Source organism: Acinetobacter sp. YH12239, assembly GCF_013417635.1.
GTDB lineage: Bacteria > Pseudomonadota > Gammaproteobacteria > Pseudomonadales > Moraxellaceae > Acinetobacter.
The window spans coordinates 349447-362786 of the sequence record NZ_VPDP01000001.1; the positions used below are offsets into that span (position 1 = coordinate 349447).

The 13340-nt window shown below is 38.5% G+C and carries 15 protein-coding genes; 3 read left to right on the top strand and 12 right to left on the bottom strand.

The genetic code is table 11. The features are described 5' to 3' along the window. Positions 1–35 precede the first annotated feature (35 nt). From FTV17_RS01595 to queC, 3 genes are all read right to left on the bottom strand, one after another. Positions 36–491: a peroxiredoxin gene (locus FTV17_RS01595; RefSeq protein WP_171260701.1), complete on the bottom strand. Its 456-nt coding sequence runs from the start codon at positions 489–491 to the stop codon at positions 36–38. A gap of 99 nt (positions 492–590) precedes the next feature. After that, entirely contained in the window at positions 591–1004 is a 414-nt protein-coding gene (locus tag FTV17_RS01600; protein WP_179997886.1) for a hypothetical protein, read from the bottom strand. A 16-nt stretch (positions 1005–1020) separates the two neighbouring features. Next, positions 1021–1689: a 7-cyano-7-deazaguanine synthase QueC gene (gene queC, locus FTV17_RS01605; protein WP_179997887.1), complete on the bottom strand. Its 669-nt coding sequence runs from the start codon at positions 1687–1689 to the stop codon at positions 1021–1023. Between the two features lie 276 nt (positions 1690–1965). Here queC and FTV17_RS01610 point away from each other — a divergent pair, with 276 nt between their 5' ends. Continuing rightward, positions 1966–2841, top strand: coding sequence for a hypothetical protein (locus tag FTV17_RS01610; RefSeq protein ID WP_179997888.1), 876 nt, complete (start codon positions 1966–1968; stop codon positions 2839–2841). A gap of 72 nt (positions 2842–2913) precedes the next feature. On the opposite strand, the gene queE is transcribed toward FTV17_RS01610, so the two are convergent. Continuing rightward, on the bottom strand, positions 2914–3624 hold the full coding sequence (queE, locus tag FTV17_RS01615; protein WP_092767073.1) for a 7-carboxy-7-deazaguanine synthase QueE: 711 nt from the start codon (positions 3622–3624) through the stop codon (positions 2914–2916). 109 nt (positions 3625–3733) lie between these two features. After that, the gene (gene dapD / locus FTV17_RS01620) at positions 3734–4555 is read right to left on the bottom strand and encodes a 2,3,4,5-tetrahydropyridine-2,6-dicarboxylate N-succinyltransferase (protein WP_179997889.1); all 822 of its coding nucleotides are present in this window, start codon (positions 4553–4555) and stop codon (positions 3734–3736) included. 298 nt (positions 4556–4853) lie between these two features. Here dapD and carO point away from each other — a divergent pair, with 298 nt between their 5' ends. Further along, positions 4854–5597: an ornithine uptake porin CarO gene (carO, locus tag FTV17_RS01625; protein WP_179997890.1), complete on the top strand. Its 744-nt coding sequence runs from the start codon at positions 4854–4856 to the stop codon at positions 5595–5597. 93 nt (positions 5598–5690) lie between these two features. Here the strand turns inward: carO and FTV17_RS01630 are convergent, their stop codons facing one another. The 7 genes from FTV17_RS01630 to FTV17_RS01660 all read right to left on the bottom strand — a co-directional run bounded on the left by FTV17_RS01630 (position 5691) and on the right by FTV17_RS01660 (position 12375). Next, positions 5691–6620 carry a CysB family HTH-type transcriptional regulator gene (locus FTV17_RS01630; protein ID WP_092767071.1) on the bottom strand — a complete coding sequence of 310 codons (930 nt, stop codon included), beginning with the start codon at positions 6618–6620 and terminating at the stop codon, positions 5691–5693. Between the two features lie 55 nt (positions 6621–6675). Further along, the gene (locus FTV17_RS01635) at positions 6676–7737 is read right to left on the bottom strand and encodes a sulfate/molybdate ABC transporter ATP-binding protein (RefSeq protein ID WP_035267206.1); all 1062 of its coding nucleotides are present in this window, start codon (positions 7735–7737) and stop codon (positions 6676–6678) included. A gap of 12 nt (positions 7738–7749) precedes the next feature. Beyond that, positions 7750–8640, bottom strand: coding sequence for a sulfate ABC transporter permease subunit CysW (gene cysW, locus FTV17_RS01640; RefSeq protein ID WP_179997891.1), 891 nt, complete (start codon positions 8638–8640; stop codon positions 7750–7752). Continuing rightward, positions 8637–9470: a sulfate ABC transporter permease subunit CysT gene (cysT, locus tag FTV17_RS01645; RefSeq protein ID WP_035267202.1), complete on the bottom strand. Its 834-nt coding sequence runs from the start codon at positions 9468–9470 to the stop codon at positions 8637–8639. Before cysT ends, cysW begins: the two co-directional genes overlap by 4 nt. Before the next feature lie 84 nt (positions 9471–9554). Then, positions 9555–10160, bottom strand: a complete 606-nt coding sequence (locus FTV17_RS01650; RefSeq protein ID WP_179997892.1) for an alpha/beta hydrolase — start codon at positions 10158–10160, stop codon at positions 9555–9557. A 15-nt stretch (positions 10161–10175) separates the two neighbouring features. Next, positions 10176–11192 carry a sulfate ABC transporter substrate-binding protein gene (locus tag FTV17_RS01655; RefSeq protein ID WP_179997893.1) on the bottom strand — a complete coding sequence of 339 codons (1017 nt, stop codon included), beginning with the start codon at positions 11190–11192 and terminating at the stop codon, positions 10176–10178. A gap of 175 nt (positions 11193–11367) precedes the next feature. Continuing rightward, complete coding sequence (locus FTV17_RS01660; RefSeq protein WP_306669577.1) at positions 11368–12375, bottom strand: sulfate ABC transporter substrate-binding protein; 1008 nt, start codon at positions 12373–12375, stop codon at positions 11368–11370. 153 nt (positions 12376–12528) lie between these two features. On the opposite strand from FTV17_RS01660, the gene pabC reads away from it, so the two are divergent. Then, positions 12529–13338: an aminodeoxychorismate lyase gene (gene pabC / locus FTV17_RS01665; RefSeq protein ID WP_179997956.1), complete on the top strand. Its 810-nt coding sequence runs from the start codon at positions 12529–12531 to the stop codon at positions 13336–13338. Positions 13339–13340 lie beyond the last annotated feature (2 nt).

Sequence of the window (13340 nt, forward strand, 5' to 3'; positions counted from 1 at the left end):
TAGATGAAACCCACGTCAATCGTGGGTTTTTTTTATTAGTTTTGCAAAGCTTTTAAATCTTCAAGCACTTGTTCAGCATGCCCTGCAGCTTTGACTTTACGATATTCTTTAACGAGTTTGCCTTGATGAAAAATAAAAGTTGAGCGCTCAATCCCCATTACTTTTTTTCCATACATATTTTTCTCTTTAATCACATCAAAGTGTTGGCAAAGCACTTCTTCTTTATCGCTAATCAAATCGATTGTTAAAGCTTGCTTTTCGGTGAAGTTTTGATGGGCTTTTACTGAGTCTCTAGAAACACCGAAAATAGTGGTATGAAGCGCATCAAACTGATCTTTCAAACATGAAAAACCAACAGCTTGCGTTGTACACCCAGGTGTTGAATCTTTTGGATAAAAATAAATGATGAGCCAATCTGTATTCAACTCAGTTAAATTCACAGAACCTGTAGTCGTTGGGAATGTTTGATTGGGTAAACTAATCGTTTCCATAGACATTATAATTTCCTCAAAAGTTGTCACTACATTTATAGGGGAATTCAAAAAAATAGCCACACGAGGTGGCTATCTTATACCTTATACAAGCTGCAATTATTTTTTAGCTTGTGCTGCTTTCATTGCTTCCTCTGTTAACGACTGTAGCTTAGACGTTAACTGTGGGCCGAAGCATGCTTGAAGATCAGTATTCTGTTTCTTAACAATAGCTAAAGTAGAAGGGCTTTTCTTTTGGTTAATCGCACTTTGGATTTCCCATTTTTGAGCATTAGTTAGCTTGCCGTCTGCTTCAATTGCACAAGTACAATATTTGCTGACTTCAGCAGCAGAAAGCTTATTCCCTTTAGCAGTTTCTTCCTTACAAACATTAATCAGTGCAGATTTTACGTTAGTACTTTTGTAGGCTTGCTGCATTTTATTATTCGGCTCATTTGCTTGAGCAGCAGAACCAAAGAGTGCTGCAGCAGAAACAATTGCCGAAAGAATAATGTTTGATTTTAAATTTTTCATAAATGGCACCCTGTTATTACGGTATATAACGAGTTGGGTCTTCAACACCAGCATCTGCAAAACCTTGTTTACGCAAACGACAGCTGTCGCATTTTCCACAAGCTCGTCCTTGGTCATCTGCTTGATAGCATGACACCGTTTGACTGTAGTCTACGCCATGTTCGATGCCTAAGCGAATAATATTTGCTTTGGATAATTGTAGTAAAGGTGTTTCAAATTTAAGAGGTTTTCCTTCTACACCTACTTTTGTCGCTAATCTTGCCATATTGGCAAATGCATCAATAAATTCTGGTCGACAATCTGGATAACCTGAATAATCCACCGCATTAATTCCAATTACGATGGCTTCTGCGTCAAATACTTCTGCTGCTGCAAGTGCATAAGACAGGAAAATCGTATTACGTGCTGGAACATAAGTGACAGGGATGCCTTCTTGTTCTTGATCAGGAATGTCAATGGAATGATCGGTTAATGCAGAACCACCTAAATTACCCAAATCTATATTAATCACGCGATGTTCAACGCCTGCTTGTTGTGTCAGTTTACGTGCAGCATCCAATTCAGTTGTTGAGCGTTGACCATACATAAAACTTAAAGCGATACATTCATAGCGTGCTTGCGCCCAAGCCAAGCAAGTCGTTGAGTCTAAACCACCTGATAACAATACAATGGCACGAGGGCGCATAGGAGAACTCCAAAAAATTAAAGTAAATAAAAAATGAATTATAACTGATTATATAAAGAATAATGGGGTATAAATTTTTTGAATATATAGATCTGCAGAAGTCACAAAACTAACTGAGATCATTATAAAGAACGTGAAATGTTCGTTTTAGAAGATGAGATAAAACTCTCTTTTGAGTCGAATAAAGTTTAAACAGTTGTTGTTTTTGTTTAAATATTAAATATAATTTAACAAATACTTGATTAAAACTTACAAAAAAATTTTTACGGAATGAAAATGAATCAAATTAATACCTTAATTTTAACCACTGCTGTGTTGATCAGTACAAATTCTCTTGCATTTGAGGAGCTTTCAGATCAAGAATTGTCCACATATGCAGCACAAGATGGTATTACGATTAGCCTTTTACCAGGTGGACCCATTCAAGCTGATTTAATTTGGCACGATAACAGTGGATTCGGGCCAGATTACAACGAAGGAAACACTAAAGCAGGTGCCTTAATTTTCGGTACAGCGAATGGACGTAGTAAGAATCCATTATCACTTTCTTCTGGTTCGGCAGATATTAGTATTACCTTAAAAATCGATGCTCAAGGAGGTAGTAGTACTACAGGGCCTTTTCTGAATTTAGGTGTATTTGTTCCTGAAGATATTATTATTAATACTGGTGATATTTGGGTGGGTAAATCGGGTCAAGTTAGTCCAACCGGAAGAGGCTATAGTGATCCCGTTAAAATTATGGATAATATGAAATTTTATGTATCCAATCTCTCTACCAATATTCAGCTCGGTTCAGCACCTCAAGGCAGTCTTTTAAAACTGAATGGAATATTTAAAGATGGCTTACGTTTAGAAGGCTTTAAAGTCCACGATCATGATGGTGGTGGCGCATTTGGAATAGAATTTATTAATTTAAAAAATACTCAACCAGGGCGTTTTGGCATCAATAATCTTGATTTTGATGTTGCAGGTTCGATACGTACAGATGGACTGGAACTCAAAATAAATCGTCTTGGAGATCAAAATGGTTTTAATGCCATGTTATGGGGGGTAGGCGTTGGGGATGCATCAACCATAAATAATAAGATTGGGGATATTTCAATGAAAGGGATTAATTTGAATGGCACGACCATTAAAGTGTCAGCACACTAAAAGATCATTTTGTCTCAAACAACAGTACAGAAAAGTGCTGTACTGTTTTAATTTGAGCTATTTTTTTAGGTTTTAACGACCTGTTTCGTCATTCCAGAGCAACTTATGTAATTGAAGCTGGAAACGAACTGGTAAGTGATCCTCTAAGATCCATTGTGCTAAATCACGCGCAAGTTGCGGTAACTTCGCAGCGCCTTTTTCAACAGCAAAAGCAGGTGAGAACCAAACTGTACTTACACGCTTGTGCAACTCATATTGATTCACTTGTTGTTTAGACCATTCATAATCTTCACGATTGCATATGACAAATTTAATCTGATCATGTTGAGTTAAATGGTCTAAATTACTCATTAAATTACGTGAGTCTTCACCTGAAGTTGGTGTTTTTAAATCTAGGACTTTAGAAACTCTACGATCCACTTTTGAAACATCTAGCGCTCCACTCGTTTCAAGGGAAACTTCACAGCCTAAATCTGCTAGACGCTCCATGAGCGGTAATGCATTGGGTTGAGCTAATGGTTCACCACCAGTAACACAAATATAAGGTGTCTTAAAATCGAGCGTGGTCTGGATAATATCCTCTAAAGACTGACGTTCACCGCCTTCAAAAGAATAGGTGGTATCACAATAAGTACAACGCAGTGGACAACCTGTTAAGCGTATAAACACTGTAGGTAAGCCTGAAGTGTTGGCTTCACCTTGTAATGAATAGAAGATCTCCGTAATACGTAACCCCGCAGACGGATCAGAAACAGGAATAGCGGAAGATCGCAAATTACTCATATCGACAAAACCAAACTAAAATAGAGATTATATAAAAGAAAAATCTCTACGATTATTACTAACCGTAGAGATGTGGAGTGTAACTCCAAATATTATAAAGTATAAAAAATTAGTCAGCGCGTAATAAGTCGTTCAAACTTGTTTTAGCACGAGTCTGAGCATCGACTTTTTTCACGATAATTGCAGCATACAAGCTGTATTTACCGCATTTAGAAGGAAGGCTACCAGAAACTACCACTGAACCTGCTGGAACACGACCGTAGTGAATTTCACCTGTTTCACGGTCATAAATCTTAGTTGATTGACCAATGTAAACACCCATTGAAATCACTGAGCCTTCTTCAACGATTACACCTTCAACGATTTCAGAACGTGCACCGATAAAACAATTGTCTTCAATGATCGTAGGGTTCGCTTGAAGAGGCTCAAGTACACCGCCAATCCCAACACCACCAGAAAGGTGAACATTTTTACCAATTTGCGCACATGAACCTACAGTCGCCCATGTATCAACCATCGTACCTTCATCAACATAAGCGCCAATATTGACATAAGATGGCATAAGCACAACATTCTTAGCTTGGTAAGAACCTTTGCGTGCAACTGCAGGCGGTACAACACGTACACCAGCTGCTTTAAATTGCTCTTCAGTCCAACCCGTAAATTTAGTGTCTACTTTGTCATAGAATTGGAGATCGCATGATTCGATTGGTTTATTATCATTGAGTTTGAATGACAATAGAACAGCTTTTTTTAACCATTGATGAACAACCCATTCACCATCAATCTTTTCAGCAACACGTAATGAACCATTATCTAAGCCAGCAATTGCTTCCTCGACTGCTTGGCGAATTTCAGCAGGGCAATCTGTAGCTGTGAAGTTTGCACGATCTTCAAACGCTTGTTCGATGATTGACGAAAGCTGAGACATAATCTTCTCTTCCAAAAAAAATTTCCAAGATTTTACACTAAATTGATTATAAAAATTACAATTAATCCTGAAAAAATGTCCGACAATAATGACTATTCTTTATAAGTATGTTAATAAAAGTTAATAAAAGACTTAAGTGCAAATTATTTATAAAACAACAACTAAATCAAAATTGTATCAAAAAATAACAAAAAAGCATCAATTTGAATATTAACCAGCTTTGAAATCTCAATTAATATGCTTCCGAGTCGAACACATTAATGATTAAAGAACAACTCATTTCTTTGAGGAGAAAAAAATGAAAGTGTTAAAATTACTCGCTGTTACAACAGCATTATCTGTTTCAGGCTTCGCTATGGCGGACACTCAAGTTGTACGTACAGGTAATGTATTTGAAGCTAATCAATTAATCCCTACTGGTGTTCGTGCTGAAGTTGGTACAACTGGTTACGGTGGTGCATTACTTTGGACTGCTAACCCATACGTTGGTCTTGCTTTAGGTTACAACGGTGGTGATATCTCTTGGTCTGATGATTTATCTATTGACGGTACTAAGTACGATTTAGATATGGATAATAGTTTGGCATACTTAAATGCTGAGATTCGTCCTTGGGGCGCGAGTCAAAATCCATGGGCTCAAGGTCTATATATGGCTGCTGGTGTAGCATATATCGATAATGAATACGATGTTACTAAGCGCTTAAACAATACGAATGATGTTGTTAAGATTGATGGCAAAAATTACAACGCTCCATCTGGTCAAGGTTTCATCGATGGTAAAATGTCATACAAAAATGACTTTGCTCCATACGTAGGTTTTGGTTTTGCTCCTAAAATCAATAAAAACTTCGGTGTATTTGGTGAAGTAGGTGCTTATTACACTGGTAACCCTTCTGCAAATATTACTTCAGTAGGTTTAGCTGAAGTCGGTGGTACTGGTACTGGTGCTGATGCAGCTGAAGCTTTAGAAGCGAAAATTGAATCTAAAGACAAATATGAGTGGCTTCCAGTCGGTAAAGTGGGTGTGAGCTTCCACTGGTAAGATCAAATTAAAAAACGAGCTTCGGCTCGTTTTTTTATGCAAGTAAATGCAAATAATAAAGGCGCTTATGGCGCCTTTGTTATTTGTAGCTTATTAATCTTCTGGGTAAGCCACACGTTTTAATGCTTTGATATCAGCACTAGGTGCACATAGCGAAATAAACTCGTAACCGTATCCACGTAACAAATGACCTTTACGTACAGCAATCCAAGTGGTATTCACCCCGAATAAATCAGTATCAATTTGTTTTAAGCGATGATCTCGTTCTGTATCGTAGGCAACATCGTTGACAATCCCGACACCCATACCTAATTCCACATAAGTTTTGATTACATCAGCATCAAGCGCAGACATCACTAAATCAACATCAAGTCCTGAGTCTTCAAAGGCTTTATCGATCTTTGAACGTCCCGTAAAACCACCGTGATAGGTAATAATCGGATACTCTGCCAAATGTTCTAAGCTAATCTCTCTCGCTGCTATTTGAGTAAGTGGATGACCTTGAGGCGTAATAATACTGTGTTTCCAGTTATAAAAAGGAACACTCGCTAAGTTTTCTTCAGTAGTCAGATTCTCAGTCGCAATACCAATATCAGCATCGCCTAAAAGTAACATTTCAGTGATTTCAGTTGGGCTTGCTTGTTGCAAAATCAAATGAACTTTCGGAAACAATTTTTTAAATGAATTAACGATCGGTGGTAATACATATCGCGCTTGAGTATGTGTTGTTGCGATGGTTAATGTGCCTTCATCCACACGGTTGAAATCGTCGGCTAATCTTTTAATATTGTCTGCATCGACCAGCATGCGCTCTACAATACCGAGCAAAGCTTGACCAGGCTCAGTTAACCCTAATAAACGTTTACCTTTACGTATAAATAATTGAACACCTAATTCATCTTCTAAATCTTTAATATGCTTACTTACGCCAGATTGAGACGTGTAAAGGGCAGCGGAAGCTTCCGTTAAATTAAAATTTTGTCTGACGGTTTCTCGAATAATTCTTAATTGTTGAAAGTTCATAGTCTTTATTACCTTTAAAATGATGGGGCTTTATAAAAGCCCCATCTACACATTTTTATGCGTTTTCTTGTGCAAATAAGTGCAATGTATTTGTCGTTAACCAAACCGATTGATTTGGACGGAATTGATGAAGTTTAGCTTCATCTGGAGTAAGTAAAATTTCGATGAGATTGCCATCTTGACCTTGCAGTTCGGCAACCACTTTTCCTGCAATCCAAACTTCACGTAAGAACGTTGCTTGAATTGCATTGTCTGTAGGTTGAGCATGGATTTGGAACTCATCTGGTCGAATGAAGGCAATCACTTTGCCTTCAGGTGCATCTTTAGCTAAAGGCAGTTGAATACGATCATTTCCGATCTGTACGATTCCCGCTTGATTATGGCCTTCGAACTTATTGGCTTGACCTAAGAAGTCAAATACAAAAGGCGTCGCTGGTTTTTCATAAACTTCACGAGGTGAGCCAATTTGTTCGACATTGCCTTTATTCATAACAATGATTTGATCTGCAACTTCAAGCGCTTCTTCTTGATCGTGGGTTACAAAAATCGAGGTGATGTGAAGTTCATCGTGTAAAGTTCTCAGCCAGCGACGTAACTCTTTACGAACTTTTGCATCAAGTGCGCCAAATGGCTCATCCAGAAGTAGTACACGAGGTTCAACTGCAAGCGCACGTGCAAGCGCAATACGTTGACGCTGTCCACCTGACAATTGTGCTGGATAACGATCTGCTAAGAATCCTAATTGAACTAAATCAAGTAGTCGTGTAACTCGTTTTTTGATTTCAGATTCTGAAGGGCGTGTTGAACGTGGACGAACACGTAAACCAAAAGCAATATTGTCAAATACTGTCATATGACGGAATAAAGCATAATGTTGGAATACGAAACCGACTTGACGTTCACGAACATGAACATTCGTTGAGTCTTGACCTTCAAGGATCACTTGACCGCTGTCGGCAGATTCAAGACCAGCAATAATGCGAAGTAAAGTCGTTTTACCGCAGCCTGAAGGTCCTAACAATGCAACGAGTTGACCATCAGGAAAATCTAGGGAGATATTGTTTAGTGCATGGAAAGCACCAAAGTGTTTTTCAATATTTTTAACTTGAATACTCATCGGATACTTCCTTTAAACTGTAGAATCTTCATTACGTTTGCTTAATTTCTCTTGGCGAATTTCGACCCATGTTTTAAGAATCAATGTCAGAATCGCCAATAAAGCCAAGAGGGATGAAACAGCAAATGCTGCACTAAAGGTATATTCGTTGTAGAGAATCTCTACATGCAGTGGCAATGTGTTGGTTTCCCCACGAATATGGCCCGACACTACAGAGACCGCCCCGAATTCACCCATTGCACGTGCGTTACAAAGAATAACCCCGTATATCAAGCCCCATTTGATATTTGGAATCGTGATTTTCCAAAAAGTTTGCCAGCCTGAAGCACCTAAAACGATTGCCGCTTCCTCTTCTTCTGTGCCTTGAGCTTCCATCAGTGGGATGAGCTCACGCGCCACAAAAGGAACTGTAATAAAGATGGTTGCGAGAACAATTGCTGGAACGGCATATAGAATCTTTATGTCGTTGTCCATCAACCATCCACCGAACCAACCTTGAGTACCAAACATCAATACCAACATCAAACCTGCGATTACAGGTGACACAGAGAAAGGCATATCAATAATCGTGGTTAATAAGGATTTACCACGGAAATTAAATTTCGCAACAGACCAAGCCGCCGCCACACCAAATACTACGTTGAGCGGTACAGCAATTGCAGCTGTTAGTAAGGTGAGCTTTACAGCCGACAATGTATCTGGATGAACTAAAGCTTGCGCATAAACGCCGATACCCTGTTTGAATGCTTCAACAAAAACTAAAATCAAAGGCAGAATTAAGCAACTGAGGAAGAAAATCATGGCAATGACAATGAGTGTATAACGAACCCAAGTCGGTTCTCGCGTCGCATCACGAGATTGCAATTTTTCCGCTAAAGCATTGCTATTTGTATTCAAACTCATTGTGCAGTTCTCCCTGTACGACGACTCGCCCATGCTTGTAACAAGTTAATCAAGAACAAGATAGCGAATGAAATAAGGAGCATGACAACGGCGATCGTCGTTGCACCTGCATAGTCATATTCTTCCAATCGAGAAATAATCATTAATGGCGCAATTTCAGTTTCGAAGGGTTGGTTACCTGCAATAAAGATAACTGAACCATATTCACCCACGCCACGGGCAAAAGCGAGAGCAAATCCTGTGATTAAAGCAGGGAAAAGAATTGGTAAAATCACTTTGGTTACAATTTGTAGTCGATTTGCACCCAATGCTGAAGCTGCTTCTTCAAGTTCAGTCTCTAAGTCACTCAGTACAGGTTGTACTGTACGAACCACAAAAGGTAAGCCAATAAATATCAGCGCTAATGTAATCCCAATAGGGCTATAAGCGACTTTAATTCCTAAGGGTTCAAGATATTGACCAATCCAGCCTGTAGGTGCATATAAAGACGTTAATGCAATACCAGCAACAGCTGTTGGTAACGCAAAGGGTAAATCAACCAATGCATCAACAATTCGTTTACCAGGGAAGCTATAGCGCACGAGACACCAAGCGAGTAATAAGCCAAATACAACATTAATGAAGGCAGCAATGAGTGCAGCACTGAAACTTAGTTGTAATGATTTTAAGATACGCTCAGAACTTAAAATCTCCCACAAACCTTCCCAGCCAATACCTAAAGATTTAATGAAAACAGCCGACAATGGTATGAGCACGATTAAAGATAAATACGCTAGGGTAAAGCCTAGAGATAGACCAAATCCTGGCAGCACTCGGGATCGCTGCGACATGACTACTCCTCAAATGAGAGAAAAAGCTTACCGAAATCAGTAAGCAATTGAATTGGAAAATTTATCAAGAATAAGTGGCGAACTTTAAATTGCAAATTTGTAATACAACTTGCCATTATCAATACTATTGATATAGTTCGACAACTTTTCATGAATCAAAAAATCGAAGATCTCTGGAAATGGTCCAAATCCTGAATCGAGATTAATATGACCGACTTGACCTAAGTTAATCGGCTTTACACCCCATGATTTTGCTAGTTTTTTTGCATCATCAAAACCTAACCACGGATCATTTTCACTGATGATCATTTTTGTGGGAACGCTAATCTTAATTTGATGAAAGTAAAAACTATAATCAGTCAAACTCAAACGAGCAAAACCATTCTCACCAAAACGACTTGGATTGGCTGGTGCAACTAAAACCAGTTGTTTAACTTTCTGTGCTATTTCTGGGTGCTGATGCAGAGCAGCGACTGACGTTAAACAGCCAAAACTATGTGCAACAATCTGTACGGGTGCATCTATCTGCGAAATTTTTTCTACAAAACGATTGATCCAATCTGAAAGTAAGGGAAAGTTCCAATCATCTTGTTGAACACGTGAGCATGGCATGACTTGACGTTGCAACCATGATTGCCAATGATTTTCATCACTTCCGCCGACGCCGGGTACAATGAGTGTATGTATCATGTCACGCTCCACTGATTATTTTTTTGTGTTATTGGCTTTGGTAATTTGGTCAAAAATACCATTATTCTCAAAATGAGCTTTTTGTACTTTCGCCCAGCCACCAAACTCTTGATCAATTGTGACCAATTTCAGTGGCTTAAATGTTGATGAATATTGTTTTAATACAGCTTGATTACGCGGACGATAGAAATTTTTCGCGGCAATATGTTGTCCTTTAGGTGAGTAAAGGAAATTCAAATAACCTTGCGCCAAATATTTATTGCCTGATTTTTCTGCATTTTTTTCAACGATCGCTACAGGTGGTTCAGCAAGTATAGAAAGTGTTGGCGTCACAATTTCAAATTTACCTGGTTGTTCACGCAGTGCTAAATGAGCTTCATTTTCCCAAGCAAGCAAAACATCGCCAATACCACGTTCAGCAAAAGTTGTAGTTGAGCCACGAGCGCCCGAATCTAAGACCTTGGTTTGTTTATAAATTTGTTGAACAAATTGTTGTGCTTTGGCGTCATTTCCACCTGGTTGGTGTTTAGCCCACGCCCAAGCCGCTAAATAATTCCAACGTGCACCACCTGACGTCTTAGGGTTTGGTGTAATAATTTCCACACCCGGTTTTACTAAATCACCCCAGTCTTTAATATTTTTTGGATTTCCTTTTTTGACGAGGAAAACAATTGTGGAAGTGTAGGGTGTCGAGTTATGTGGGAATTTCTTCTGCCAATCCTTTGGTAATAAATTGGTTTTTTCAGCAATCGCATCAATGTCAGCTGCAAGTGCTAGAGTCACAACATCTGCATTTAAACCATCAATGACTGCACGCGCTTGTTTACCTGAGCCGCCATGTGACTGACGAAAATTGACATTTTGTCCAGTCCGAGATTTCCAATATGCACCAAATTCTTTATTTACTTCTACGTAGAGTTCACGAGTAGGATCGTAAGAGACGTTTAATAAATCTTTAGCGGAAGCGCTAAGCGAAGCAGCTGAAACAAAAGCTGCGATAACCCCAAGTTTTAATTTAGCTGAAAAGCGCATGGCAACCTCAAAAGAAAATATTCTGTTACATGGCGCTAGAATAAATCCAATCTTTATGCATAAAAAATAATTAAAAATGAATTTTATATGAAAAAAAAAGATTTAGGTGTGTTGTTAAAAAAATGCCGATCATGAATATGATCGGCAAGCCATAAGTTAAAGCTTAAATCTTAATTTATTTATTACTGTTTGCTTTGACAATTTGATCGAATATCCCGCCATTATCAAAATGTTGTTTTTGGACTTTTGTCCAACCTCCAAACTCTTTATCAATCGTGACTAATTTTAAAGGTTTAAACACGGATTGATATTTTGAAAGTACCGTTGCATTTCGTGGTCGATAAAAGTTTTTGGCAGCAATGGTTTGACCAGCTGGAGAATACAGATAATTCAAGTAGGCTTTTGCTACATTGAGGTTGCCATCTTTTTGCGCTTTTTTCTCAACAATTGCTACAGGGGGCTCAGCAAGAATGGAAAGTGTTGGTGTAATGATTTCAAATTTTCCAGGTTGTTCACGAAGTGCTAAATGCGCTTCATTCTCCCAAGCCAGGAGTACATCTCCAATGCCACGCTCTGCAAAAGTTGTTGTTGCACCACGTGCACCAGAGTCTAGCACTTTAGTATTTTTATAAATTTTTCGTACAAATTCTTGTGCTTTAGCATCGTTACCGCCGGGTTGGTGTTTTGCCCAAGCCCATGCTGCTAAGTAATTCCAACGCGCACCACCTGATGTCTTAGGGTTTGGCGTAATAATTCCAACATCATTTTTAATCAAGTCTCCCCAGTCTTTGATCCCTTTGGGATTGCCTTTTTTGACTAAAAACACGATGGTTGAGGTATAGGGTGTAGAGTTCTGTGGGAATTTTTTCTGCCAGTCTTTTGGTAATAAATTGGTTTTTTCAGCAATCGCATCAATATCTGCTGCGAGTGCGAGAGTCACGACGTCTGCATCTAGGCCATCAATGACCGCACGCGCTTGTTTACCAGATCCACCATGAGATTGTTTAAAATTCAAATCTTGACCAGTCTGCTTTTTCCAATATGCTCCAAACTCTTTATTAAAGTTGTCATAAAGTTCGCGAGTTGGATCATATGAAACATTTAAAAAATCTTTTGCGAGTGTAGAAACAGAAGTGACTGAAAGTAAAGCTGCAATGACCCCAATTTTAAAAGAACGCATCATTATTCCTATGTGTTTGTCGTTTTTTGATGATTTGAGCATAGGGAAATTTTTTAAAATAAAAAAATAAGAAGAAATGAAAAAGTTATGATCAAAACAGCTATTCATTTTGTGAGTGACTTTTTACACTATGAGAAAGGAATGAGGTTGCTTGAAATGATCTGTTTAAAAAATGCCAAGCCAATGGATGCAATATCTATTTTTGATCGAGGCTTCCATTATGGAGATGGCTGTTTTACCACTGCGAGAATTCGAAATAATAAAATTGAATTATTTGAACGTCATTTAAAAAGATTGAATACCGCCATTGAGCGATTGTCACTTCAAGCTAATCTTGACTATATTGCTGAGTCTATCCAGTATTTACAGCAAAAGTATGATCAATTAAACGGGACCATTAAAATTGTACTGAGTCGAGGCGAGGGGCAACGAGGATACAGTTTACCTCATCATTCAGCAGATCTTTGGTTGTATTATTATCCGCAAAACGTGACTGATCATCACTATGAAGTCATTGTGAGTGGTTTACTTGAGCGAGCGATGGGTTTAACCATGCCACAATTGGTGGGAATTAAATCACTTAATCGGTTAGAACAAGTGTTACTAAAGCAGGAAGCCGATGAGAAGGGTTTTCAAGAAGCCTTAGTTACAGATGTTCAAGGCTATATTGTTGAAGGAATCAGCAGTAACTGCTTTATACGATTGAATGATACGTGGATTTGTCCTGAACTTCGTTATAATGGCGTTCATGGGGTGATGCGTGCTGAAATTTTGGAGCGTATGAATCATTATGGTATAACGTTCCAAAAAAGAGTAATTGATTTGAATGAACTTCTTCACATTCAAAGTGTATTTTATTGTAATGCGCTCCACCCAATGAAAATTGCCTCTTGCCTTGATGATCGTCGATTAGATACACAAGCGTGTATTGATCTTTTTCACCACCTTCAACTTAATCAGATTTAAAG

Coding starts and splice junctions, on each gene's coding strand:
- FTV17_RS01595 (WP_171260701.1), bottom strand. CDS start 491: ATGGAAACGATTAGTTTACCCAATCAAACATTCCCAACGACTACAGGT.
- queC (WP_179997887.1), bottom strand. CDS start 1,689: ATGCGCCCTCGTGCCATTGTATTGTTATCAGGTGGTTTAGACTCAACG.
- cysT (WP_035267202.1), bottom strand. CDS start 9,470: ATGTCGCAGCGATCCCGAGTGCTGCCAGGATTTGGTCTATCTCTAGGC.
- dapD (WP_179997889.1), bottom strand. CDS start 4,555: ATGTCTCAGCTTTCGTCAATCATCGAACAAGCGTTTGAAGATCGTGCA.
- FTV17_RS01630 (WP_092767071.1), bottom strand. CDS start 6,620: ATGAACTTTCAACAATTAAGAATTATTCGAGAAACCGTCAGACAAAAT.
- FTV17_RS01635 (WP_035267206.1), bottom strand. CDS start 7,737: ATGAGTATTCAAGTTAAAAATATTGAAAAACACTTTGGTGCTTTCCAT.
- FTV17_RS01600 (WP_179997886.1), bottom strand. CDS start 1,004: ATGAAAAATTTAAAATCAAACATTATTCTTTCGGCAATTGTTTCTGCT.
- cysW (WP_179997891.1), bottom strand. CDS start 8,640: ATGAGTTTGAATACAAATAGCAATGCTTTAGCGGAAAAATTGCAATCT.
- carO (WP_179997890.1), top strand. CDS start 4,854: ATGAAAGTGTTAAAATTACTCGCTGTTACAACAGCATTATCTGTTTCA.
- queE (WP_092767073.1), bottom strand. CDS start 3,624: ATGAGTAATTTGCGATCTTCCGCTATTCCTGTTTCTGATCCGTCTGCG.
- FTV17_RS01655 (WP_179997893.1), bottom strand. CDS start 11,192: ATGCGCTTTTCAGCTAAATTAAAACTTGGGGTTATCGCAGCTTTTGTT.
- pabC (WP_179997956.1), top strand. CDS start 12,529: ATGATCTGTTTAAAAAATGCCAAGCCAATGGATGCAATATCTATTTTT.
- FTV17_RS01610 (WP_179997888.1), top strand. CDS start 1,966: ATGAATCAAATTAATACCTTAATTTTAACCACTGCTGTGTTGATCAGT.
- FTV17_RS01660 (WP_306669577.1), bottom strand. CDS start 12,375: ATGATGCGTTCTTTTAAAATTGGGGTCATTGCAGCTTTACTTTCAGTC.
- FTV17_RS01650 (WP_179997892.1), bottom strand. CDS start 10,160: ATGATACATACACTCATTGTACCCGGCGTCGGCGGAAGTGATGAAAAT.